Here is a 22,292-nt window from a genome sequence, read left to right as displayed (position 1 = left end):
CATGACTTCGGTGGGGGTTTCTTCGCCCCCATTGAGGAAGGCGGATGATCCCCTGACGTGTGCTGACAGTTGGACAGATACCAGCCCTGCGGAGGAACGGGCAGCGATATGCGCGCATTGCGGCCGGCCCTCGGCCCTGACAAGTGGGGCAGACGGGACGCCGACCCCGTCGACATTGTCCTGGCATCATGTACGCCCCCATCGGCGCCCCGGCCCGGTTGAGCATCCCATTTGTACTGCTCGGGGCCTTCATGATTTCGGAAGTTCATTCACTTAGGAGGTTTATCGGTACTCGGGGTTTTCGAAGTCGAACCGGGTGCCGGCGTCCCAGGCGGAACGGACGTTCCCGTAGGCCGGTATTCCCCCGGCGTCCTTCAGCAACCGTGCCAGGTGCATGAGATTCCACGTCATGAAAGTGGTGTTTCGGTTCGTGAAGTCGTTCTGTGGCCCGCCGCTGCCCTCGTCGAGGTATGAGGGTCCGGGGCCGGCTTCACCAATCCATCCGGCGTCGGATTGGGGGGGAATGGTGTATCCAAGATGCTGAAGGGAGTAGAGAACGTTCTGGGCGCAATGCTTGACGCCGTCCTCGTTCCCGGTGAGCAGGCAACCACCGACCCGGCCGTAGTACGCGTATTGGCCAGCGGCGTTGAGCTCGCTCGAGGATCCGTAGAGGCGTTCGATAACCCGCTTCATGACACTGGAGTTGTCACCGAGCCAGATGGGTCCGGCCAGGACCAGAATGTCGCTGGCCAAGACCACCTCTTCAATGTCCGGCCAGGCATCGGAGGCGAACCCATGCTTGGTCATATCCGGGTACACACCACTGGCAATGTCATGGTCAATCGCCCTGAACTTGGTGACGGTGACGCCATGTTTTTGCATGAGGGATTCGCTAATCCTCATCAGTCCGTCCGTGTTTGACTTTTGAGGTGATGGCTTAAGAGTGCAGTTGATGAAGGTTGCTCGCAGGTTACTGAAATCCCAGTCGCTCTGTCTTGTCATGCCGTCTACTCGCTTTCTATAGTGAATCGCTTTTGCGGGGGCCCGCAGGGGAGGTGGTCCGAGGATAGGGTGCCGAGCCAAGGCGGCGATCACCGAAGGTACGGCAGCTTGAGCAGGAGTCTCCTGATGCGGGTGGGGGTCCTGAATAGCCAGCCGCCTACGATGCCGGCCACCAGTTGGCGAACGTTCAGGGCCACTGACATATGCGTCGTTCACCGTCCTTGTGGAAGGCATACGGGCGTATCCCCTCACCTGTGGGCGACTTCTCGGTTGCGCAGCTGATGTACCTCGAGAAGGAACTGGTTCACCAGCGCCCTCAGGCGCTGTCCCGTTCCGGAGTCGAGGAAGCGGGGGTCGTTCACCTGCTCGTTCGCTTTTGAAAGCGAGTACATGGTGGGGTGAACGTGCATACCCAGTGACTCAAGCGGCACACGAAGCGCCCATAACCCACGATTGCCGCCGATCAGTGACGGCGAGGCCGAGGCAAGTAGCCCCCGTTGTCCGGCGAAAGGCTGGGGGCGGAGCCGAGATACCCAATCGATGACATTCTTGAGTGCGCCGGGCATGGATGCGTTGTACTCGGGTGAACAGATAATGACGGCGTCAGCCTGCTCCAGGGCATCGGCGAGACGCCTGGGACCTGGGGGTAGGCCTGAGGCTACCTCGACGTCGTAGTCGTAGTTGGGGGCAGACACGTCAGCCAACGTCAGTCGATCGACGACCACCGTCTCAAGCCCTATAGACCGGCCCTCGTCCTCCGCGACGGCCGCAATCCAGTCAGCCAACGTTCCGTTGAGCGAATTGCTCTTCAGCGAGCCCGACACGACCAATACACGCATAGTTACACCCCTGCTCTTTATTTGCTTGCTCATGCATCATACTGGTGGTGCAGGCAGTTTGAGGGCGTAAAGCGCTTGAAAATCCAGTGCGTGCGAGGCGGGAGGCTGCTGCACATTGGATCTGAAGGTTAATCAATTGAGGAGCAAGGATGACCTACGTCGACCAGAAAGAATCCCGGGCAGTATCGTCGTGGCCTGAGCTGAGGCTCGAGGACTGGACGGCGACGCGGGAGACCCTGCATATGTGGCTGCAGATCGTGGGGAAGATCCGATTGGCCAAGGCTCCGATGGTCAACCATTGGTGGCAGGTGCCGCTTTACGTGACGCCTCGTGGCTTGAGTACGACTTCTATCCCGGACGGAGAGCGCCACTTTGAGATTGAGTTCAACTTCTGCACTCACCACCTGACCATCGACCTTGAGGGTGGCGAGCGTCGCAGCGTCCCGCTCGAACCGAAACCGGTTTCGCAGTTCTACGCCGAGGTGCTGGGCGCACTGGGCGAGCTCGGTGTCGAGGTGTCGATCACTCCATATCCGGTCGAGGTCACTAGCACCACTTCCTTCGAGGACGACCATGAGAATGCCTCGTATGACCCCGCCGCGGCGCAGATGTTCTGGCGTCAACTCGTTCAGGCCGGCAGGGTGATGGGTATCTTCCGGTCACGGTTCATCGGCAAGGTCAGTCCCGTGCACTTTTTTTGGGGCGCCATGGACTTGGCATGCACCCGGTTCTCGGGGCGCACTGCGCCGCAGCATCCGGGAGGGGCCCCGAACGTCGGTGACTGGGTGATGGTCGAGGGCTACTCCCATGAGCTCAGCAGCTGCGGTTTCTGGCCTGGCGGCGACGGTGAGGGCATGTTCTACGCCTACGCCTACCCCGAACCGACAGGCTTCCCAGAGCATCCAGTCGCCCCTCAAGGAGCCTTCTACTACCCTGACGGCGGCCAGTTCGTGCTGCCGTACGAGACGGTCCGCACCTCAGCGGACCCCGACGCCACACTGCTCGCCTTTCTCCAGTCGACCTACGAAGCGGCTGCGATTACCGGCTCCTGGGACCGCGCAGGGCTTGAAGGTGATCCGCTTAGAAGAGGCGCTTCGCGCTGACCACGTTTCGCGGATGAGCCTGATAGCCCGGAAGTACGTGCTCACTGGCGGCGGGCACAGTCCGCCGACGCCGGCCGTAGGGCGGCAGCAGGTGCTGCACCTTTGGGCCTGGCCCGCCGCCAGTGAACGCGCCTTATGCTGATGGCCGGTGTCACTGACGCTACGGCGATCGTGATGCTCCCGCATGTGCTCGAGCCACGTACTGACCTCGTAGCTCTTCTTCCACAACTGAGAAACCGCGAGATTTTGGAACAGCTGCCGTTGCCGAGCATCTGAACGTCGCCGGGCTATTCCCACGGGCACCCGGGTCTTGTCGACCTTAATGGCAACCTCGTTTCCGAAGGCTCCACCATGGTGCAGGGCACGCCGAGGAGGATTTCGTTGGAACCCGTGCGGTTTCAGCCGCGCTTAAGCTCTCACAGGATTGAGATCCAATTGACCGGGACCGCACCGGCCCGGACGACCCGGTCGAGCCCGGCGCGATGGGTCTGGGTGGAGGTGCCGGCGACGCAGTCAACCGGTACGTAGATCTCGTACCCTTCACTTAGCGCGTCAACGACGGGGAAGGCGAGGCAGACCTCGGCCCACAGCGCGGCGAAGATCATCTTCTTCCGTCCGGTGGCGCGCACGGCGGTCACGAACTCCTCGTGCGGGGCCCTGTTGGATCAGCACCAGGGCGCCGTTCTCGGGAGTCAGGAGGTGATCGGTTTGGGATCACTGGGCGCAAAACGGGTCATGGGAACGACAAAGGTGCATGAGATTACAAGCCTCCCACGTGCATGTGTGAGCATGCAAAAGTTTTCGAGCATTCGAGATGAACATGTCGTGAATGGGATAATGAACGAATGCGGACACCTCCTAGCTATTTCACCAATGAAGAGCTGCGCGCGTGGGGAGGCTTCCTGAAGCTGAACGCGCGGATTACAACCGAGCTGAGCCTCGCCCTCGAGTCGAGCCTGCGGCTGCGGTTGGTGGAGTACGAGGTGCTCCTGAAGCTTGCGACCAGCCCTGAGGGCAGCCTGCCGATGTCCCGGCTGGCCGAGCGCTCTTACCTCACCCTGTCCCAGAGTGGACTCTCGCGCCTGGTCGAGCGGTTGCGGTCCCGCGGCCTGCTCACCCGCGAAACGTGCGAGACCGGTGACCGACGCAGTGTCATGGTCACCATCACTCCACAGGGTCGCGCCTTATGGGAGAAGGCATCGGCAGACCACGCGGCCCGGGTCCGAGAGCTCTTCCTGAACCAGTTGGAGCCCGAGGAGCTGAGCGGGCTCGGCGACTTGTGGCAGCGAGTCCTCGCCCGTTACGACATGGAATGAACTACCTATCCACGATGTGCCCCCGTCGACTGGGCTTTTTCCAGATCAACGACCATGTCGAACGGGGATCAAGTCGGGTGTGTGCGTAGCCGCACCGGCCTGGGCAGCCTCCTCGCATGCACCGGCCAGAGAATGGTCGCGTAATGTCACCGCGCTTAGCAGCCCACCAGCGGCGCATAGGAGGCCAGCGACCAGGGTCGCGCGGCCGAATCCCTCGCTGAACGCCTCGGGGGAGGCATAGGCTGCCTGGTCAATGCCGACCAGGCTGGGAAGCAGTGCCACGGCGAGGAGGCCGGCGACGCGGGCGATGTCGTTGTTCACTGCCGAGGCCACGCCAACCTGCTGGGGCGGAGCCGCCGCGAGGGTCGTCGCGGTCAATGGTGCGACAGCGAGGCTTAGCCCGGCCCCGAAAACCAGGACCGCCGGCAGTACGTCGGCGACCAAGGACGCCTCGGCCCCGATTCTGCCGAGGAGGATCAGGCCGACGCCAGCCAGGATCGGCCCGATGGTCATGGGCCATCGCGGGCCGATCCGTTGGGCCAGTCGGCCAGCCCGTGCCGAGAACAACAGCATCAGCACGGTGACCGGGAGCAGGGCCGCGCCGCTGATGACTGGTGTGAATCCGGCGACGAGCTGCAGTTGCAGCGGCAACAGGAAGAGGGCGCCGCCGAGGGCAGCGTAGACGACGAAGGTGACGGCGTTTGCCGCCCGAAAGACGCCCGAAGTGAACAGCGACAACGGCATCAGCGGGTACCGCACCCGGGCTTCGTTGATCAAGAAGCCAGCCAGGAGCGCCGTGCCGATGGCGACGGCGATCAAAGCGCCAGGTGTCCAGCCTCCGCCCGCGCCTTCGGTGAGGCCGAACATCAGCGAGCCCAACCCGGCTGCGGCGAGCACGGCGCCGGTGAGGTCCGGGAGTCCCCGCGCGTCTTCATCGCGGGTCTCGGGGATTTGTCGGGTCGCGAGTAACACCGCAGCGGCCAGAGGAAGGTTGAGGAGGAAGGTGGTCCGCCACCCGTCGGGCCCGGACTGGACCAGGAAGCCGCCGAGCACCGGCCCGACCGCGGCGGCGACCCCGCCGAGACCCGACCACGCACCTACTGCCGCGCTGCGGTCCGCTGGAATGAACACGGCCTCGATGATCGCCAGCGACCCGGGTACCATCAGGGCGGCCGCGGCCCCCTGGGCAGCCCGAAAGGCAATCAGCATGCTGGCGTCCGGGGCGACGGCGCAGGCGATAGAGGTGATGGCGAACAGTACGACACCGATCACGAAGATCCGCCGTCGGCCGTACCGGTCACCCAGACTGCCCCCTAGGAGCAGGAACGCGGAGAGTGAGAGCGTGTAGGCGTTGACGATCCACTGCAGCGCGGTGAGGTCGGCACCGAGGTCTACGCCGATATCGGGCAGCGCCACATTGACCACCGACCCGCCGAGCTGGGCCAGCCCGCTGGCCAGCACCGTCGCCAATAGAATCACCCGTGCCCGGCCTGTGCCCAGCGCGATCAGAGAAGTTGACGACGTCATGAGAGCTCCGAGGAGTGTAGGCGCGCCGCGTCGCAGATCAGGCGGCGTTGACTGCGTCCACACCCGCATAGAGCGAGTCTCGTCTCTTCGGTGGTGGTTTCGTCGGGCATGGTCAACCTCAAATCGCCGCGCAGGAGGATGAGTCTCTCCCGCTTCACACTTACCTGTGTCGGAACACCTGACTCCTCGGGCAACGCTCCGCCCCCTTCGTATTGCAGGGCGCCGCTCGGGCATCGGCGAATCACCTCGGCCACTTCGGCTGGGTCGGCGGCGCTTGGAATGATCCACGGCCGTCGATCGACGTTGAAGACTCCAGGGAGGCCCCGCAGGCACTCCGCGACATGCCGGCAGCGGCTGGTCTCAAAAAGGACGGTGATTCCGTCGCCCACGTAGGCGCTACCCGTATGGGGTGCTCTGCCGTCTCGTGGATTCATCAACAAGCTCTTTGCTGGTGCATGCGCATGCAACTAATATAGGCCAATGTGACGACAACGAACCTGTATCGGAGCGATTATGTCGAATACTGAATCCGTTTCCTCGTCGGGGGCTGACGCGAGCGGCGGGCTAAAGGCCCCAGCAGAGACAAGCATTCATGTCCGCGCCGTCATCACCTGGCTGGCGATCTTTCCGCTCGTTGCCCTCGGCATGGGCGTGCTGACACCGCTGATGCTGGACTGGCATTCCGTCCTGCGTTCTCTCGTTCTGACCCTCGTGGTTGTTCCGCTGGCCGTCTATATTGCCGTTCCGCTTCTGCTGGCGCTTTACCAGCGCATACGTTCAAGGCGCTGACACGCCTCCGGTGCCCAACATTCCCTGACCCTACTCTCAACCCCGTCGGTCATGAAGGGTCGAGGCGGTCGACCTCGGCCGGGTCGTCGTCAGCGTAATGGTTGTAAATCAACGACGATTTTGAGCATCGACGACATCTTTTGCGCAGGTCGCCAATTCGCAACACCGGTGAGGGCTGGATGCAAATTCTGGTGCTCGTGCGACTCAAGCTGGTCCCTGCTGCTCAGTGATGCTGGGTCGGCTTCCGCTGACGACGCGGGCAACCACCGCACCGGTCAGCACCAGGCCGGTTATCAATACCGGTTCGGGGGTCCAGGAGGAGCAGATCACCAGGGTTGCGACGATGTAGGGCTTGGCCTCGCGCAGGCCCCGGGGGCGGGCGCTGGCGTGCAGTCCCCACACGAAGAGTATGTAGAGCGCGATTGGCGCCGTGATGGCCAGGGCTGCGGGTAGGTCACCGAGCTCGGAGTGGCCGGTGGTCTGGTCCACGGCGACCGCCAGACCGCTGCCTACAGCTGCGGCGGACGCGAAGATGAAGAAGTGGCCGTAGCCCCATACGGCGGCGCTGCGGGTCTGGCGGTGTCCGGCACCGAGGGCTCGGCTGGCGACCTCGGCTGCGGGCTGGTCGAAGTAGAGCCACCAGAGTGCGAAAACGATGAGCAGTCCGCCCACCACGACGGCGGTGAGGTCGGCGAGCTGCCGACCCGAACCGACCGCGACCTGTATGCCGATGACGCTGCTGAGGATGGACTCGCCCAGGACGATAATGGTGAACAGGCCGTGGCGGTCGGCCATGTGGCGGGGATGCCAGCGGTTGAGGTGGCCGCTCTCGGCCCAGAACGGCAGGCACAGCTCGAGGGCCGCCAGGGCAAAGAACCCGACCATGCCGGCGGTCATGTCAGGGACGGCCAGCAGCGCGACCCAGCCGATTTGGAGGACGATCAGTCCTCCGGCGTGCCGTTTGGCGCTGCGGCTACCCTTCCCGTCCGCCCGGGCGACCCGGACCCACTGAGAAATCAGCCCCACCCGCATAATGAGGTAGCCGGCGGTCACGATGCCGAAGCCACGGCCTTCGAAGACCCGCGGCACGCCGGCGGCTAGCACCAGAGCGCCGGACATTTGGACGAACACCGCCGTGCGGTAGCCCCAATCGTCGGTGTCGTACGCCGAGGCGAACCAGGTGAAGTTCATCCAGGCCCACCACACTGTGAAGAACACCATCGTGAACGCAATCAGCGAGTCGGCCGCATGCCCGCTCGCGAGGCCGTGGTGCAGCTCCTTGGCGCACAGGGCGATCGCGACGACCGCGGTGAGGTCGAAGAGAAGTTCGAGCGGTGACGGGCTACGGTGGTCCTCTGTCGGATCGCGCCTGAGCATCGTCGTGTTCCCGCGGGTGGCCACTCAGGCACCCACGTGCAACAGCCCGAACCGGGTTCGCTGCCGCTCGGGAACCAACCCGAGGTAGTCCTTTTGGGAATGCCGGTAGACGGCGAACCCGGCGAGCCCGACAAGCCTGGCGAGCCGGTCGTCCACGTTGATCCCGGCGCGATCCCGCGCCGTAACACAAAGGCCCTGCGCGACCTTATTGCTGGCATAAGTGGTCATGGCTTCATAGAATAGTTGCATGCGCATACACCGACAAGATAGTTAAGTTGGTGTCGATGCGTCGACCACAGCATCGCTGCAGACCCACAGCTCATCGCAACCACGGAGATCCACCATGACAAGCGAAATGATCCGCAATCCCCGGACCGACCACCTCCTCACGCCCGAAAATTCAGCCCTCCTCGTCATCGACTATCAGCCGGCACAGATCGCCTCGATCCGTTCAATGCCGCGCGAGGAACTGATATTCAACATCGTGGGCACCACCAAGGCGGCACTCAACTACAACCTTCCGATCATTCACTCCACCGCCAACGTCGGAACGGGCCTCAACAAGCCGCCAATCCAGGAGTTGCAGGACATCATTGGGGACCTGCCGACCTACGACCGGACCACGGTCAACGCGTGGGAAGACGTTGAATTCAAGCAGGCAGTCAGGGCACTAGGGCGCCCCAAACTCATCATGACCGCGCTCTGGACCGAAGTGTGCCTGGTCTTTCCCGCACTGGACGCCCTTCAGGAAGGCTACGAGGTGTACGTCCCCGTGGACGCCGTGGGTGGCACATCGGTCGCGGCACACGAGGCAGCACTACGCCGGATCGAACAGGCCGGCGGAAAGCTGATCAGCCGCGTCGGACTGTACTGCGAACTCCAGCGGGACTGGACCCGGGAGGAAACCATCCCCGGATTCATGGACGTCTTCGAGACTTATGGCGGGTCTCTCCACGAGAATCCAGTGGAGTCGGGTGCGCACTGAGAAGCCTCCCAGCGGAGAGCGTGGAAAATGCCTCGTGCTGATCAGCGCCCTGACGCACCATCACTTCACGGCAGTGGAACTGAAACCGCCTAGCTGATCTCGGGTCGAGGGTCCAAATCGCGAAGATTTGGGCCCTCGGACCGTGTCGGTGGGCATTATGTTCTGCAACGCCCTGGGGGACCCTGTCCACTACAGGAATGCGCTCCTGCGGCTGGTGACCCCGGAATCCAGGCAGGCCTAGGGCAACTCCGGGATGCCTCCCGCTTCACCACATCGACCGAGGACCTTGGCTACGGTTCGCGCACCGAGCCCGCCGCCGGGGACGGAAACGTCCATTACTTCAACTTCATGCAGGGAATCACCCAGTCGTTCCAGGCGTGTTGGGTTACGCGGGCCGTGGTGCTCAGCAGCCTGGCCGTTGTCCACCGCTGTGTGTCAATCAGGTAACCGTTCCTTATGGTCACTGGGCCAGGACCGGCGAATCGATCTGCGAGGCTCCGGCTCAGCCGCCGCAGGCCCGTTCTCCTTGGCCTAACTCTGAAGCCAGGCTACGGCCCTGCGAGGCGAGGTGAAGAACCTCGTCGGGCAGGGCGGTGCATTCACTGCGATATAGAAGTTGGCGATGACCTGATCCACGGGCGAGGAACCCAGCAGGGCGATTCGGGACGCGGCCCGGGCTCCGGCGAAGACCGCTCGCGCCCCGCGCGTGACCGTCCCGGTATTCGCCATCTCCGCAAGCATCGGGCGGCCTTCGACTCCCGCGAGAGCGTCGACCAGGCCCACGATGGATTCGGCGTCTTCGGTGGTGACCGTACTGTCCTGGTCCATGACTAGGTGAATGATGCCGTTCGGTAGTACCTCGACGGTGGCCTTGCCGCCCTCGATGCGTTGTGCGGGCACTGCCCCACCTCCTCATGACAACGCCGATGCTTCCGGGACCGACGACCCGGATTCCCTCATGAACTCAGGAATCAGCGGTACCTCAGCATAACCAGATCCTGTGGCTGCCCTAGCGGCCAGCCCCCGGGTGCCGTCTGCAAGGACGCCCATAATGCGATCGAGGTCCCGCATACCTGCCCCACACGCCGCCCTGCCTTACCCTACAAATGTGTAGGGCATAGGATCGAAGGATGACATCGCAGAAGAACCGAGCGTCGGCGATAAGGGCCCGCAAGGACAAAACGGCACGAGCCAGGTCAATCGTCACTGGCGCGACCCCGACTAGCCGCAAGGGAGCAGTGGTGGGTGCCCCTGCCCGGACCCGCGCACCCCAGGGGGCCGAGCAACCGACGCCCTGGCTGGCCGACAAGCGGACCGGGTTCCTCGTCTCCGCTTTCGGCGGTTCCAGCGCCCTGGCCGGCATTCTTGGCGTGTCCCGCAGCCAACCCGGGAAGTGGAGCAAGGGCGAGGAAGCACCGAGCCCGGAATCCGCGCGCCTGCTCCTCGATCTGGACCACGTCATGGCCCGCGCCGCTTTGATCTGGCCAATAAGCGTTGCCCAGGAGTGGATGGTTGGATCGAACTCCTACCTTGAGGGGGCTCGCCCCGTCGACGTGCTTAAGACCCGTGGTTCGACCGAGGTCATCGAGGCTCTGGATTCGGCAATGGCCGGGTCCTTCTCCTAGATGCTCGTCTACCGGGTCTTCCCTCACGATCCAGCAGCCCGGCCGAACCATTCAGGCCACCACAGCTACCTTCACAAGCCCCAGGGCAGGGGCCGGCTCGACAACCCCTCCCACTACGATATGTGGTACTTCGCGCTCAGCCCCGAAGCCGCAGTCGGGGAGGTCTTCGGGGACCTCCCGATCTGGAGCGAGGACATGTTGATCATGCCGCCTGTCCTCCGCCGGGTTCTCGGGGTATACGAGGTCGCCGACGACCTTGCCCTGCTGGACCTTGATGACGCACGCAACCTCCTGAACCGCGGGCTGCGCCCGACGCAGGTCATCGCCCGCAACCGGCCGGCCACCCAGGCGTGGGCGCTGAACGTCTTCAATGAGCGCACCGATTCGGGCGACCGGAAGTGGGCCGGGGTCAAATGGTGGTCCTTCCAACGCCCGCACTGGACGGTCTTCGGGATCTGGGTAGCACCGGGGGAGGCGCCGCCGCACCGGTTCGCCCGGCTCGAGGCGCTGGATGTGGGCCACTCCGCGGTGCAGGACGCTGCCAGGTCGCTCGGCAAGACCTTCCGCTAGACGCCACAGCCCCAATTGGGCAGGCGGGATTCATCCGCCGCACATATGACACCCAGGGCGTCTCAACCGTCGGGATGGCACCTGGCCGATTCGGCCGAGCGAGAGAATCCGTTATGCAGCTGTCGGCCGCTCGGATTATGAATGGTTTGAGGGGAGGTGACGTCTTGATGAAGTGTCTGGAGACCGTGCATGTCCTGCGGCGTGCCCGGGATTCGGTAACGAGCGCGGGCACCACCCGGTCACGGCCGCGGTTGAATCTCTCCGGCAGGATCGGACTATTTACAGCAATGAAGCGCCGCACCCTGTCAGTGCGAGGTGCGCAGTCGTGGGAAGGCCTCTGGTAGGGGAAAACGGGGGGGTGGACAGTGTCCACACCTGGGGCTTCGGATCGCGTGGTACTTCGGTCGGACCGGGCCGGATTCCCCATGTTTCCCGAGGAGCCCAGTGTTTGCAAGGGCTGGAGTCCGGTTCGAGTCCCCCTGCGGGCACATGTTTCCCCTAATCAGAGGCCCTTTTGCTCTCTGACTGTGGACAGCCGGCCCAATTCTGCGGTCCGGGTGCCGGTTCCGGTGGCTGGGTTGGGGTTTTCTAGAGGTGGGGTGCTTCCTTTCTGTCGCGAAGGCCCGCTTTGGGCGTTCTTATTACTTCATGGGGGAGCGGCGGGGTGGCTGCATGACTTTGGTGAGGTTTTGGCCTGGTCACCCTCCTCGCTGAGCGGCTTGGGCGAGGCAGTTGACCGGTGATGCTCGACCTTAGGCGTCTGGTGTCCGCTCACTGACGTGAGCCACCGGCTGGTTGCCGGGATCGGGTGAGCAGCCGTGTCACAAGCGGCAATGATCGGCGACTAGTCGGCATTGCTATATACCGGTAGTTAACGTTACTATCTACTGGTATCCAGTGTCGCTGAGTAGTAAGGGAAGGTTCCGTGGGCAAGCAGACAACCGAGATGCTCAAGGGCACGCTCGAAGGAATCGTGCTGGCGATCCTGGCCGTGCAGCCGGCATATGGCTACGAGATCACGGCCCGGCTCCGCGAGCAGGGCTTCGCCGACATTGTCGAGGGCACCGTCTACGCGCTGCTGGTCAGAATCGAACAACGCGGCCTCGTGGACGTGGTGAAGGTTCCGTCCGAGAAGGGTCCGCCGCGCAAGGTCTACTCGCTGAACGCGCTGGGCGCGGAGTACCTCGAAGAGTTTTGGAGGAACTGGCAATTCCTTGCAGAACGGATCGAGCAGCTCCATCACAGCATCGACAACCCGCAGAAAGAAAGAAGCTAATTATGGCCGCAAAATGGATCGAGACCCTCACCGGGTCACTCGAGCAGAAGAAGCAGTACAAGCAGGACAAAGCCCGTATTGATGCCCTCCCGGAGCCGTACACAACCGCGGCGAAGGCCATGCATCGGTACTTCATGTACTACGGAGGCATCACCGACGGTGGCACGCTCCTCACGATGTTCGGTGACCTGGCCGATCTGTGGGAGCGGGCAGCCATCGATGGGACGCCGGTGCGCGTGATCGTCGGCGACGATCCGGTGGAGTTCGCCGAGACCTTTGTGCAGGCGTACTCCGGCAAGCAGTGGATCGATAAGGAGCGTGAGCAGCTCCTAAAGGCCATTGACGCCGCCGCCGCTGATGACACCCCGAAAGAGGACTGAGCCATGACCACCGGTCAGGTGCCCGAACCGGCAATCAGGGTCCACGGCATCGTCAAATCGTTCAAGGACCTGCAGGTGCTGCGGGGGGTCGACTTCGAGGTGCAGCCCGGAAGCATCTTCGCGTTGCTGGGCTCCAACGGTGCGGGCAAGACCACGCTGGTCCGGATCCTGTCGACGTTGCTGAAGGCCGATGCGGGTACCGTCACGGTCGACGGATTCGACGTCTCCGCGGAACCGGGCGAGGTCCGTGGCTCGATCAGCCTGACCGGCCAGTTCGCCGCGGTCGATGAAGTGCTCACCGGCCGGGAGAACCTTGTGCTGGTCGCCAAACTGCGTCACCTGAACAACGCTGGCGCGATTGCTGATGACCTGCTGAACCGCTTTTCCCTGACCGAAGCAGGGAACCGCAAGGCGTCGACCTACTCAGGGGGTATGCGGCGCCGGCTGGACATCGCGATGAGCCTGATCGGGAATCCGCCGGTCATCTTCCTGGACGAACCCACCACAGGGCTCGACCCCGAGGCGCGCATCGAGGTATGGAAGACCGTCAAGCGACTCGCCGGACAGGGCACGACGGTGCTGCTGACCACCCAGTACCTCGACGAGGCCGAACAGCTCGCCGACCGCATCGCCATCCTGCACCAAGGCATCATCATCCAGGACGGCACCCTTGCTGAGCTCAAGGAGCTCCTCCCGCCCGGCAAGGCTGAGTACATCCAGAAGCAGCCCACCCTCGAGGAGGTCTTCCTCACCCTCACTGGTGGCACTGGTGGAACCACCGACACCGCCAGCATGAAGCACCTCAACGCCACGGTTCAGGCACGAAAGGAAACCCGATGACCACCCACGCCCTCGGTGACACGGGGGTTCTGACCGGCCGCTCGCTGCGCCACATCCTTCGCAGCCCCGACACGATCATCACCACCGCGGTCACACCCGTCGCGCTGTTGCTGCTGTTCGTCTTTGTGCTCGGCGGCGCGATCGACACCGGAACCGGCCAGTCGTACGTCAACTACATGCTCCCGGGCATCCTGCTCATCACGATTGCCTCCGGAATCGCGTACACCGCATACCGGCTGTTCCTTGACCTGCAGGGCGGCATCTTCGAACGCTTCCAATCCATGCCGATCGCACGATCAAGTGTGCTGTGGGCCCACGTCTTCACCTCCCTGGCCGCGAACCTCGTTTCGGTCGCGGTCGTCATCGGTGCCGCGCTGATCATGGGCTTCCGCACCGGAGCGGGCCTGGGCGCATGGATCGCCGTGGCCGGGATTCTGATCCTGTTCACCCTGGCACTGACATGGATCGCCGTGATCGCCGGACTGTCGGCGAAGACCGTTGACGGCGCAAGCGCGTTCAGCTACCCGCTGATCTTCCTGCCTTTCATCAGCTCCGCGTTCGTCCCCACCGACACGATGCCCGGCCCGGTCGCATGGTTCGCCGAGAACCAGCCTGTCACCGCCATTGTGGACACCATCCGGGCCCTGTTCGCTCAGGAACCCATCGGAAGCGACATCTGGATCGCCCTCGCCTGGCTCATCGGCATCCTTCTCCTCGCCTACGCCTTCGCGATCGCCGCCTACCGCCGCAGGATCAGCTGATGCTGGAGGCTGCGCGTGGCCAGAGCACTCCATGCCAAACGCCTCCACCTGTCTTCCTTCATGTTCGGAGGCAGAACAGTCGCTCGGGCTCACGCGCCACTTCGGAAGACTGCGCGAGGCAACAGACGGTGTTGTTCAAAGATCTTGGCAACCATGTGGCGTAATAACGGCGGCGCCTCTCACATCCGCCACCGGTTAGCGTTGACATATTCATTAACGCCAGAACCCCGCAACATGGACCTAAGATTCACTTCCTTGGCCGCACAGATCGGGTGCTTACTCGGGCGCGTGCGTACAGGCCGCAGGTTGTCAGCCGATGATGGGTCGTTCATCGGGGTAGCGGAAGAGTTGGTTGCGGTTGCGGAGGGCGAGGGCTGAGGCGAAGCTGATTGGGCCAATGCGTCCTGCGAACATGAGGGCGGAGAGGACGTATTTTCCTGTCGGGGGGAGTTCTTCGCTCAGTCCGACGCTTAGGCCGCAGGTCGCGAAGCCGGAGATGACTTCAAAAAGAATACGGTCCATTGGTTCGTCGGTGACCGCCATGAGCATGCCTGTCCCCAGCAGGACAATCGTTGCTCCCAGGAAGGTGACGCTGATCGCGACCCGGAGCGCTCCTTCCGGGATGGTCCGCCCGAATGCGCTGACGTTTCTCACGCCGCGCGCTTCAGCGATGATGGCCAGGAACAGGATGGCGACAGTGGTGACCTTGATGCCGCCGGCGGTGGAGGCTGATCCTCCGCCGGCAAACATCAGGGCGTCGGTGGCCAAGAGTGTCATGTTGGTTGAGGAGTTGGTGTCAACGATGTTGAAACCGCCTGAGCGCATCATGACGGAGGCGAAGATCGCGTTGAGGACCTTCTCACCCAGGGGCATATCGGCGATGGTTGCGTTGTTGGACCACTCCAGCGCACCCCATATCAGGGCGCCGAGGGCGAAGAGAGCCAGGCTCACTGTCAGGGTGAGGCGGGTGTGAAGGTTCCACTTCCGGAAGTCCAGTTTCGCGTTCATCAGGATAAGAAAGACGGGGAATCCGAAGCTTCCGACAAAGACACCGACCATGATGGGGACCAGGATCCAAAGGTCTGTGGTGAACCCGGCTAATCCGTCAGCGTGGGACACGAAGCCGGCGTTGTTGAAGGAGGAGATGGCGTAGAAGATTCCGTGCCAGAGGCCTTCCGTCCAGGAATCCTCGACGATGATAAACCGCGGTACGAGGAACAGCGCAAGGATGAGTTCCAGGGTCAGGGAGGTGAGGATGACGATTCTGAGGAGGGTTCCGACTTCTCCGAGCCTTCCGGTGTCGATTCCCTGCAGGGCCAGCAGTTTCCCCCGCACTCCCAACTGTCGTGTGACGGCTTTGGCCAGCAAAGCCGCCAGGGTGATGATTCCCAGACCACCCACCTGGATTGCCAGGAGGATGATCACTTCGCCGAAAAAGGACCAGTGCTCGGCGGTATTGACGGTGACCAGACCTGTGACAGTGACAGCGGATACGGCAACGAACATCGCATCATGCAGCGCGGTGGCCTGCCCGTCGGCAGCGGACACAGGCAATGTGAGCAGGAAAGTGAAAAGCAGACACACCAGGGCGAAGACAATGAGCGCTAACCGTCCTGGGGAGCCGTTGGCGATACGGTCTATGAAGTTTCTGGTGGCTGCTAATGGGTAGAAAATATTCCTGCGGTCTCCGGTTGGCATTCGACTTCCGGTCATGGACATGATGCTCCCTGCTGTCAGACGCCTTTCGTGGCGGCCAGTCAAACACATCACAGCTGAGGTAATGGTTGTTCTGGGAGGCGCTTCGTGGGTTGGAGTGGCATCTCAGTCAGGGTCGCTGTTATTCAGGTGACTGATGAGCGCCTGGTATGTGGGCGGGTGCAGCACCGATTTGTTGATCAACGGAACCCGCGGTCAGATCGAGCGAGATCAGTCACGGGCCTCCTGCCGTGGGCCACGGTTCAAATCGGTATCCCATCCCGCTTTCGGTGATGAGATATTTTGGTCGGGTGGGATCTGGTTCGAGCTTGCGGCGTAGTTGGTTGAGGTAGACGCGCAGGTACTGTGCTTCCCGGGCGTACGCGGGCCCCCACACCTCAAGCAGCAGTCTCTGTTGTCCTACGAGTTGTCCGGGGTTTCGTACCAGCAGTTCCACTATTTTCCATTCCGTGGGTGTCAGGCGCACCTGCTCACCGTGGCGGTCAGCTTTGCGGGCAGCGATGTCGAGGCGGAAATCCTTGGTGGTAATCACTGGCGTTTCCGGTGTGGGGACGGCTCGCCGTTCTGCTGCCCGTAGGCGGGCGAGGAGTTCGTCAAGGCCGAAGGGTTTGGTCACGTAGTCATCGGCGCCAGCGTCAAGTGCTTCGACTTTGTCTTCGGGTCCGTGGCGCGCGGAGAGCACGATGATCGGCACTTGGGTCCAGGTGCGAAGACCGGCGATGACCTGGATGCCGTCCATATCGGGAAGGCCGAGGTCGAGAACCACCAGATCTGGTCGGTGTTCGGATGCCGCGGTGAGGGCGGAAGCTCCGTCGATGGCTGTGACGGGGCGGTAGCCGTGGGTTCGCAGGTTGATTTGGAGAGCGCGGAGGAGTTGTGGTTCGTCGTCCACGATCAGAATGGTGATCACTGCCTGACTCCTGTTGACAGCGGGAGCCGGATGACGATGGTCAGCCCGCCGCCGGGGGTGGGTTCGGCGATCAGTTCCCCGCTCATTGACTCGGTGAATCCGCGGGCTACGGCCAACCCCAACCCGACTCCGGTGCCTGCGTCGTCCAGGCGCTGGAAGGGTTGGAACATGCGCGCGATGCCGTCCCTGTTGACACCGTTTCCATGATCGCGGATCCGTAGCTCGCTGGCCGGGAAGTCTTTGACGGTGCCCGCGACTGATGATAAAAACTCGATACTGGAATCGCCGGCGTACTTGTAGGCGTTCTCGGTAATGTTCGCGATGACTCGCTCCAACATCCCGAAGTCTGCATGCACGGCTGGGGCGTTTGGCGCCAGCAGGATTTTCACGCTCTCAGATGGCATGCCTTGCAGGGCTGCGGCTACGACGTCGGTCCAATGCACGGGGCCAAGGTGCGCGGTGACCGCATCGCCGGTCAGGCGGGACATGTCGAGCAGGTTATCGATCAGTGATGCCAGCCGGTCCGACGAAGCCTCGATGGTTCCCAGCAATTCGGCTTCTTCATCGGGGGTGAACCTTGTGCCTTGCTGCTGGAGACTCGTTACCGCGAGCTTTATGGCGGCCAATGGTGTGCGCAGGTCATGGGAAACGGCCCGGAGGATCGCGGTGCGCATCACATTTCCCTCGGCGAGGCGACGATTCTCCTCGGCGCTGGCCAGTAGTTGCTGCCTCTGCCGCAGTGCTGCCAGCTGGGATCCGAAGGCTTCCAGTAACCGTTGTTCCCGTGCCGTGAGGGTGCGCCCATGCAGCACTAGTTCCAGGCCCTCGGGTAGGCGTGTGCTCGCATCACCAGGTGGGCGGGCCCCAGCCGGATCATCGCTGCCCGATGATGGTGTTTGCGTACCGTCCAGAGCGAGAAGCTCGGTGATGTGCGGGAACTGCGCATCGTTCTCATCACCTTCCCGGGCGTACAGGGCTGCTCCGGCCATACCGAAGTGGGATCGAACATGGTGAAGGAAGCCTTGGAGTGAGTCCTCCGCGGCGAGTACCCCGCGGGCGAGTTCTCCGAGGGTCGCCGCGTCGGCCGAGGCGTTAGCAGCCTCCCGGGACCGTCGAGCGGCGAGTCCGACCACCAGTGACACGGCCACCGCAACGGCCACGAAGATGACCAGGGTGAGGATATTCTCCGCGTCGGCGATCTCCAAGGATCCGAACGGCTCGGTGGAGTAGTAGTTGAGAATGAGGCTGCTCCACAGCGCGCCAAGCAGCGCCGGCCATAACCCGCCAACCAAGGCAACGGCCACCACTCCGGCGAGCTGGAGGAGGACATCAGCGGCTAGGAAGTCACTTCCAGCCAGGAACATGCCCCACTCCAGCAAGGGCGGGAGGCCCAGAGCCAGAACTAATCCGGTCAGGGTACGCACACGGCCAAGCTCCGGTGCCGGGATTTGTGCCATGCGGGAATTCTCGCAGGCCCCAGCGGCTTTCGGCTCACTAGCGTACCGCGAGGGCCACGGCGCTGACGTGCCGGTGTCAGCGGCCCCCGGGACGATGGCGGTTTTCACCAGTTCCATGGCTATGGTCTTCATGAGGGTGGGTCAGTCAGGTGAGGGCGCTGAACGCTTCGGCTTTTCGTGTTGGTCCTGCGACGATGATTTCGTCGTCGCTGTAAAGGACAGTCCGGGCGGTGGTGTAGTCCCAGTTCCCGTCCCTGCGTTTCACGGCGATGACCGTGATGCCGTAGTTCGCCCGAATTTTGGTGGTTCCCAGTTCCCGGTCCCAGGTTTCCCTGGGCGGCCGGGTCTTGACCATGGCGAAGTCGTCGTCGAATTCGATGTAGTCGAGCATCGTTCCCCGAACGAGATGAGCAACGCGTTTACCCATGTCGTGTTCGGGGCGGATGACGTGTTTCACTCCGAGCTGGGTGAGGATTTGGGCGTGGGGTTCGCTGACGGCCTTGGCCCAAAGGGAGGGCCTATCAAATCCCAGCAGGATGGATGTGGTCAGAATGCTTGCTTCGAGATCGCTGCCGATTCCGACGACGATACGGTCGAATTCGTGCACGGAGAGTTGGCGCAGCGCATCTTCCTTGGTGGAGTTTGCGCGTACGACGTGAGTGAGCCGGCCGTTGAAGGACTGAACGATTTCTTCGTCGGCGTCGATCCCGAGGACTTCGGTTCCCGCTCGGGCGAGTTCCAGTGCCAGGGAACCGCCGAACCTGCCTAATCCAATGACGGCGACCGAATCGGCGTCGGCGATACGGTTGGTGCTCTTCGGTGCAAAGAGGCTGGGCTTAGCCAATGAGGGGCCTTTCCTTGGGGTATTCGTAGAGGAGCGGTTTGGATCGCAGGGCAAGGGCTGAGGCGAGCGTGATTGGGCCGAGCCTGCCCACAAACATGACGATGATCAACAGAAATTGACCGGCTATCGGGAGTTGGGCCGTGATGCCTGTAGATAAACCGACAGTGCCGAATGCGGATACCACCTCGAATAGCAGCCGGTCGAGCGCGAAGTCGGTGATGAGCATCAAGAACATGGTGGAGATAATCACGAGGGCAACCGCGAGCAGGACGATGGTGAGCGCTTGCCGGTGCACGGAGCGTGGGAGGCGTTTGCCGAACACGTTCACTGCCGTGCCTCCGCGGATCTCGGTGTGAAGGATGAAGAAGAGAACCCCGAAGGTTGTGATCTTCAGGCCGCCGGCGGTGCCCGCGGGGCCTCCGCCGATGAACATCAGCACATCCATGAACAGCCACGTCACCGGGTGAAGGGCCGCGAAATCCACACTGTTGAACCCTGCAGTACGGGTCATCACGGACTGGAAAAACCCTGCTTGGATTTTCCCGCCGGGCGTCATCGGGCCGAGCGTACCCGGGTTGCCCCATTCCACGGCCGTGATGAAAATCCCGCCGGCAAGGAGCAGAATCGCGGTACCGCTCAGGACGAGCCGGGTGTTCATCGTCCAGTGCAAGGGAGTGCGGTATTCCCTGCGCAGTTCGAACAAGACAGGAAAACCCAGACCTCCCATGATGACGGCCAGACCGACGGGGACGCAGATCCAGGGATCGGTCGCGAAACTGATCAGGCTGTCGCTGAAAAGCGCGAAACCTGCATTGTTGAACGCGGAAACCGCATGGAAGACCCCCAACCAGAGTGCATCGGGCAACGGATAGGAGTAACCGGTTGCGAACCGCCAGGTGAGCGCCGCTGCGGTGATTCCTTCGATCAGAAGACTGACCTTGAGTACTCCAAGAAGGACGCGTTGTACATCCCCGAAACTGCCGCTCTTGGTCTCTACTGCAGTGGAAATCCGAGACCGCAAGCCCAGTCGGCGGGCCAAAAGGATGCCCAGCAGAGAAGCGAAGGACATGATCCCGAACCCACCCACCTGGATCAGCGCGAGGATGATCCCATGGCCGAACGGCGTCCAAAACACCGGCGTATCCACGATGATCAGTCCCGTCACACACACGGCAGACGTCGCCGTGAACAAAGCTTCCAGGAACCCCGCTCCTCCAGGGCCGACCTTTGCTACCGGCAACATCAAAAGCCCCGTGCCGGCAAGGATCGCAGCGGCGAAACCAACGACGATGAACTGCGCCGGATGCCTCGGAGCCAGATGGAGCCTACCCCAAGCCGATGCGCGTGCCACCTGTGGATACATCTTCTCCGCGAAAGCACGGGGCCACGACTTGAATGACCGAACCAACACCACCGTTGAAAATTCCCTACGTTCAGATTCTGTGCCGCGTCACCCGGCTGGACGGGATCACACTATCGGCGGGACGATCGGAAACGGGCAGTCTTTATACTTCCTTAACGCCCCGGACGTGCACCGGAGGACCTCGGACCGGGGAACCGGCGTCATCCCGCCCTGAAACCACAGCCCCCGGATCGGGCAGCCCGAACGACGAACCCATCGACGGAGGCTCACACCTTGGAAGCCCCGTCCTGCAACCGAAGAGTTTCAAGACAGTCGGCAGGATTCGATACCTGATACCGCCTGGCCAGCTCGCGGATCGATAAACCCTCAACCCGGGCATCTCTACGGATCCTGGAAAACAGTTCCATGCGCACCCTCATCCGAACCTCCAAAAGCTCGTCCCGCTAGATGGAACAAGACTGAAGGTGGTCCTAAATCAAACCGTCACAACGGCCCGGCGAGTCGCAGAGTGGTCCTGAACCAGGCCGTCCTAGTGGTCCTGAACGAGGCTGTCATACCCACCCGGTTTGGCTCAGCAACCGGAAGGCCCCCTGATGGCCGGTCCCGACCCGCACTGGATTCGGAGCGCCGCCTCGGCGTTCTCCTGCAGGGCATCGTCCTGTAAAGCCCCGATGTCTCCGATTTCCTCACCGGGCTGGCCGGCCTGGCTGTGGCCGTGTGGGGCGGCGGAGGGATTTGCCGCGGTTCACAGCTGGGTCAGCCCGCGGGCGTTGAACTGCTGGTGCCCGAGCACCGCAAGCAGTTTCAGCTTCTCGAAAGCCTCTGTCTGTGGCGGTGCTGTGAGGACCAGGAGGGCCTGGCCCTGGTCCTCGGTGAACAGTGCCTGGCAGTCAAGTTCGATCTGCCCGAGTTCGGGGTGGAGCAGCGTCTTGTGGTCCTCGAACCGGGACGCCACCTCATGCAGCTCCCACAGCTCGGCAAACTCTCCGCTCGTCCGGAGCAGCTCGCGTACCAGCCTGCCTGCCCGGGACTGCGGGCCAGTCCCGCCGTACGCGGCCCGGAGTCCAGCCACCTGGGCCTTGCCCTGCCGGGCCCGGTCTTCGACGGGGTACATCGAGCGTTCGGCCGGGTCAGTGAACCACCGGTACACGCCGCTGCGAGCCAGCCCGGTGTGCCGCGAGTGGTCACCGAAAAGCGCCATGGCCAGGCTGTTCTGAACGAGTGTCTCCCCGAGACTGGAAAGGATCACCGCCGGGGTGTCCGACAGCCGGTCGAGAACCCGCATCAGCGCGGGCGCCACATGGGTGTCCCGCGGGGTACGCCGAGGTGCGCTGTGACCGGCGAGGCGGTAGAGATAGTCCCGCTCGAAACCGGTCAACCGCAGCGCCCGGGCCAGCGCTGCGAGCATCTGTTCGGACGGTTGGGGACCCCGGGCCTGTTCCAACCGGATGTAGTAGTCGGTAGACATCCCTGTCAGCCCGGCGACTCCTCGCGGCGCAGCCCGGAGGTGCGCCGCCGCGGCCCCGTCGGGAGACCAACGTCCTCCGGGCGCAGCCCGTCACGGCGGGAGCGGAGAAAAGCAGCGAGGGCATGGCGGTCCATGCTTCAATCA

23 protein-coding genes and 2 pseudogenes are annotated in these 22,292 nt (G+C 62.9%); 10 read left to right on the top strand and 15 right to left on the bottom strand.

The genetic code is table 11. From position 1 onward, the window contains the following. Window positions 1-282: 282 nt before the first annotated feature. Window positions 283-1,002 (bottom strand): flavodoxin family protein, encoded by a 720-nt coding sequence (locus GVV86_RS17660; protein ID WP_159803561.1) that lies wholly within the window; start codon window positions 1,000-1,002, stop codon window positions 283-285. A 248-nt stretch (window positions 1,003-1,250) separates the two neighbouring features. Continuing rightward, the gene (locus GVV86_RS17655) at window positions 1,251-1,841 is read right to left on the bottom strand and encodes an NADPH-dependent FMN reductase (protein WP_159803571.1); all 591 of its coding nucleotides are present in this window, start codon (window positions 1,839-1,841) and stop codon (window positions 1,251-1,253) included. A 149-nt stretch (window positions 1,842-1,990) separates the two neighbouring features. Between GVV86_RS17655 and GVV86_RS17650 the strand changes: the two genes are divergently transcribed. Further along, window positions 1,991-2,944, top strand: a complete 954-nt coding sequence (locus GVV86_RS17650) for a DUF5996 family protein (RefSeq protein ID WP_159803560.1) — start codon at window positions 1,991-1,993, stop codon at window positions 2,942-2,944. Between the two features lie 114 nt (window positions 2,945-3,058). On the opposite strand, the pseudogene GVV86_RS19015 reads toward GVV86_RS17650, so the two are convergent. Beyond that, window positions 3,059-3,241 (bottom strand): annotated as a pseudogene (locus GVV86_RS19015) (hypothetical protein); the annotation flags it as partial. A gap of 119 nt (window positions 3,242-3,360) precedes the next feature. Then, window positions 3,361-3,582: an isochorismatase family protein gene (locus GVV86_RS17640; protein ID WP_201291513.1), complete on the bottom strand. Its 222-nt coding sequence runs from the start codon at window positions 3,580-3,582 to the stop codon at window positions 3,361-3,363. A gap of 207 nt (window positions 3,583-3,789) precedes the next feature. Here GVV86_RS17640 and GVV86_RS17635 point away from each other — a divergent pair, with 207 nt between their 5' ends. Further along, window positions 3,790-4,260, top strand: coding sequence for a MarR family winged helix-turn-helix transcriptional regulator (locus tag GVV86_RS17635; RefSeq protein ID WP_159803558.1), 471 nt, complete (start codon window positions 3,790-3,792; stop codon window positions 4,258-4,260). Between the two features lie 45 nt (window positions 4,261-4,305). Here GVV86_RS17635 and GVV86_RS17630 read toward each other — a convergent pair whose 3' ends face one another. Beyond that, entirely contained in the window at window positions 4,306-5,787 is a 1,482-nt protein-coding gene (locus GVV86_RS17630) for an MFS transporter (protein WP_159803557.1), read from the bottom strand. Continuing rightward, a complete protein-coding gene (locus GVV86_RS19010) occupies window positions 5,784-6,221 on the bottom strand; it encodes a (4Fe-4S)-binding protein (protein WP_159803556.1) in 438 nt (145 codons plus the stop codon). Before GVV86_RS19010 ends, GVV86_RS17630 begins: the two co-directional genes overlap by 4 nt. Before the next feature lie 79 nt (window positions 6,222-6,300). Here GVV86_RS19010 and GVV86_RS17620 point away from each other — a divergent pair, with 79 nt between their 5' ends. After that, window positions 6,301-6,576 (top strand): hypothetical protein, encoded by a 276-nt coding sequence (locus GVV86_RS17620; protein WP_159618812.1) that lies wholly within the window; start codon window positions 6,301-6,303, stop codon window positions 6,574-6,576. A gap of 204 nt (window positions 6,577-6,780) precedes the next feature. Here the strand turns inward: GVV86_RS17620 and GVV86_RS17615 are convergent, their stop codons facing one another. Beyond that, the gene (locus tag GVV86_RS17615) at window positions 6,781-7,977 is read right to left on the bottom strand and encodes a low temperature requirement protein A (protein WP_201291512.1); all 1,197 of its coding nucleotides are present in this window, start codon (window positions 7,975-7,977) and stop codon (window positions 6,781-6,783) included. Next, a complete protein-coding gene (locus GVV86_RS17610) occupies window positions 7,978-8,181 on the bottom strand; it encodes a hypothetical protein (protein WP_159618808.1) in 204 nt (67 codons plus the stop codon). A 115-nt stretch (window positions 8,182-8,296) separates the two neighbouring features. Between GVV86_RS17610 and GVV86_RS17605 the strand changes: the two genes are divergently transcribed. Beyond that, on the top strand, window positions 8,297-8,938 hold the full coding sequence (locus GVV86_RS17605; RefSeq protein ID WP_159618806.1) for a hydrolase: 642 nt from the start codon (window positions 8,297-8,299) through the stop codon (window positions 8,936-8,938). Window positions 8,939-9,469: 531 nt separating this feature from the next. Here the strand turns inward: GVV86_RS17605 and GVV86_RS17600 are convergent. Continuing rightward, window positions 9,470-9,838 (bottom strand): DUF7793 family protein, encoded by a 369-nt coding sequence (locus GVV86_RS17600; protein WP_159618804.1) that lies wholly within the window; start codon window positions 9,836-9,838, stop codon window positions 9,470-9,472. Between the two features lie 341 nt (window positions 9,839-10,179). On the opposite strand from GVV86_RS17600, the gene GVV86_RS17595 reads away from it, so the two are divergent. From GVV86_RS17595 to GVV86_RS17570, 6 genes are all read left to right on the top strand, one after another. After that, window positions 10,180-10,563: a hypothetical protein gene (locus GVV86_RS17595; RefSeq protein WP_201291511.1), complete on the top strand. Its 384-nt coding sequence runs from the start codon at window positions 10,180-10,182 to the stop codon at window positions 10,561-10,563. Beyond that, window positions 10,564-11,133, top strand: coding sequence for an RES domain-containing protein (locus tag GVV86_RS17590; protein ID WP_159803555.1), 570 nt, complete (start codon window positions 10,564-10,566; stop codon window positions 11,131-11,133). Window positions 11,134-12,058: 925 nt separating this feature from the next. Further along, window positions 12,059-12,409 (top strand): PadR family transcriptional regulator, encoded by a 351-nt coding sequence (locus GVV86_RS17585; protein ID WP_159618800.1) that lies wholly within the window; start codon window positions 12,059-12,061, stop codon window positions 12,407-12,409. A 2-nt stretch (window positions 12,410-12,411) separates the two neighbouring features. Further along, window positions 12,412-12,789 carry a DUF1048 domain-containing protein gene (locus tag GVV86_RS17580; RefSeq protein ID WP_159803554.1) on the top strand — a complete coding sequence of 126 codons (378 nt, stop codon included), beginning with the start codon at window positions 12,412-12,414 and terminating at the stop codon, window positions 12,787-12,789. 3 nt (window positions 12,790-12,792) lie between these two features. Continuing rightward, window positions 12,793-13,629 (top strand): ABC transporter ATP-binding protein, encoded by an 837-nt coding sequence (locus tag GVV86_RS17575; RefSeq protein ID WP_281406971.1) that lies wholly within the window; start codon window positions 12,793-12,795, stop codon window positions 13,627-13,629. Further along, complete coding sequence (locus GVV86_RS17570) at window positions 13,626-14,390, top strand: ABC transporter permease (RefSeq protein ID WP_159803553.1); 765 nt, start codon at window positions 13,626-13,628, stop codon at window positions 14,388-14,390. Before GVV86_RS17575 ends, GVV86_RS17570 begins: the two co-directional genes overlap by 4 nt. A 309-nt stretch (window positions 14,391-14,699) precedes the next feature. On the opposite strand, the gene GVV86_RS17565 is transcribed toward GVV86_RS17570, so the two are convergent. The 6 genes and pseudogenes from GVV86_RS17565 to GVV86_RS17535 all read right to left on the bottom strand — a co-directional run bounded on the left by GVV86_RS17565 (window position 14,700) and on the right by GVV86_RS17535 (window position 22,282). Beyond that, window positions 14,700-16,088: a TrkH family potassium uptake protein gene (locus GVV86_RS17565; RefSeq protein WP_246670041.1), complete on the bottom strand. Its 1,389-nt coding sequence runs from the start codon at window positions 16,086-16,088 to the stop codon at window positions 14,700-14,702. A gap of 232 nt (window positions 16,089-16,320) precedes the next feature. After that, complete coding sequence (locus GVV86_RS17560; protein WP_159803551.1) at window positions 16,321-17,016, bottom strand: response regulator; 696 nt, start codon at window positions 17,014-17,016, stop codon at window positions 16,321-16,323. Next, window positions 17,013-18,473, bottom strand: a complete 1,461-nt coding sequence (locus tag GVV86_RS17555; protein ID WP_343206297.1) for a DUF4118 domain-containing protein — start codon at window positions 18,471-18,473, stop codon at window positions 17,013-17,015. The genes GVV86_RS17560 and GVV86_RS17555 overlap by 4 nt, the downstream gene beginning before the upstream one ends. 145 nt (window positions 18,474-18,618) lie before the next feature. Next, window positions 18,619-19,317: a potassium channel family protein gene (locus tag GVV86_RS17550; protein WP_201291509.1), complete on the bottom strand. Its 699-nt coding sequence runs from the start codon at window positions 19,315-19,317 to the stop codon at window positions 18,619-18,621. Continuing rightward, a complete protein-coding gene (locus GVV86_RS17545; protein WP_159803549.1) occupies window positions 19,310-20,680 on the bottom strand; it encodes a TrkH family potassium uptake protein in 1,371 nt (456 codons plus the stop codon). Before GVV86_RS17545 ends, GVV86_RS17550 begins: the two co-directional genes overlap by 8 nt. A gap of 745 nt (window positions 20,681-21,425) precedes the next feature. Further along, a pseudogene (locus GVV86_RS17535) lies at window positions 21,426-22,282 on the bottom strand (MmyB family transcriptional regulator). Window positions 22,283-22,292: the final 10 nt, after the last annotated feature.

Origin of the sequence: Arthrobacter zhaoguopingii, from assembly GCF_009828595.1 — a bacterium.
GTDB lineage: Bacteria > Actinomycetota > Actinomycetes > Actinomycetales > Micrococcaceae > Arthrobacter_D > Arthrobacter_D zhaoguopingii.
The sequence above is the reverse complement of the archived record's forward strand: the minus strand, read 5'-3'. Positions and strand labels throughout refer to the sequence as shown.

Excerpts from the sequence above, each read along its gene's own strand:
- GVV86_RS17580 (WP_159803554.1), top strand. The coding sequence starts at position 12,412 with ATGGCCGCAAAATGGATCGAGACCCTCACCGGGTCACTCGAGCAGAAG.
- GVV86_RS17620 (WP_159618812.1), top strand. The coding sequence starts at position 6,301 with ATGTCGAATACTGAATCCGTTTCCTCGTCGGGGGCTGACGCGAGCGGC.
- GVV86_RS17575 (WP_281406971.1), top strand. The coding sequence starts at position 12,793 with ATGACCACCGGTCAGGTGCCCGAACCGGCAATCAGGGTCCACGGCATC.
- GVV86_RS17590 (WP_159803555.1), top strand. The coding sequence starts at position 10,564 with ATGCTCGTCTACCGGGTCTTCCCTCACGATCCAGCAGCCCGGCCGAAC.
- GVV86_RS17660 (WP_159803561.1), bottom strand. The coding sequence starts at position 1,002 with ATGACAAGACAGAGCGACTGGGATTTCAGTAACCTGCGAGCAACCTTC.
- GVV86_RS17565 (WP_246670041.1), bottom strand. The coding sequence starts at position 16,088 with ATGCCAACCGGAGACCGCAGGAATATTTTCTACCCATTAGCAGCCACC.
- GVV86_RS19010 (WP_159803556.1), bottom strand. The coding sequence starts at position 6,221 with ATGAATCCACGAGACGGCAGAGCACCCCATACGGGTAGCGCCTACGTG.
- GVV86_RS17630 (WP_159803557.1), bottom strand. The coding sequence starts at position 5,787 with ATGACGTCGTCAACTTCTCTGATCGCGCTGGGCACAGGCCGGGCACGG.
- GVV86_RS17610 (WP_159618808.1), bottom strand. The coding sequence starts at position 8,181 with ATGACCACTTATGCCAGCAATAAGGTCGCGCAGGGCCTTTGTGTTACG.
- GVV86_RS17635 (WP_159803558.1), top strand. The coding sequence starts at position 3,790 with ATGCGGACACCTCCTAGCTATTTCACCAATGAAGAGCTGCGCGCGTGG.
- GVV86_RS17605 (WP_159618806.1), top strand. The coding sequence starts at position 8,297 with ATGACAAGCGAAATGATCCGCAATCCCCGGACCGACCACCTCCTCACG.
- GVV86_RS17570 (WP_159803553.1), top strand. The coding sequence starts at position 13,626 with ATGACCACCCACGCCCTCGGTGACACGGGGGTTCTGACCGGCCGCTCG.
- GVV86_RS17655 (WP_159803571.1), bottom strand. The coding sequence starts at position 1,841 with ATGCGTGTATTGGTCGTGTCGGGCTCGCTGAAGAGCAATTCGCTCAAC.
- GVV86_RS17555 (WP_343206297.1), bottom strand. The coding sequence starts at position 18,473 with ATGGCACAAATCCCGGCACCGGAGCTTGGCCGTGTGCGTACCCTGACC.
- GVV86_RS17545 (WP_159803549.1), bottom strand. The coding sequence starts at position 20,680 with ATGTATCCACAGGTGGCACGCGCATCGGCTTGGGGTAGGCTCCATCTG.
- GVV86_RS17650 (WP_159803560.1), top strand. The coding sequence starts at position 1,991 with ATGACCTACGTCGACCAGAAAGAATCCCGGGCAGTATCGTCGTGGCCT.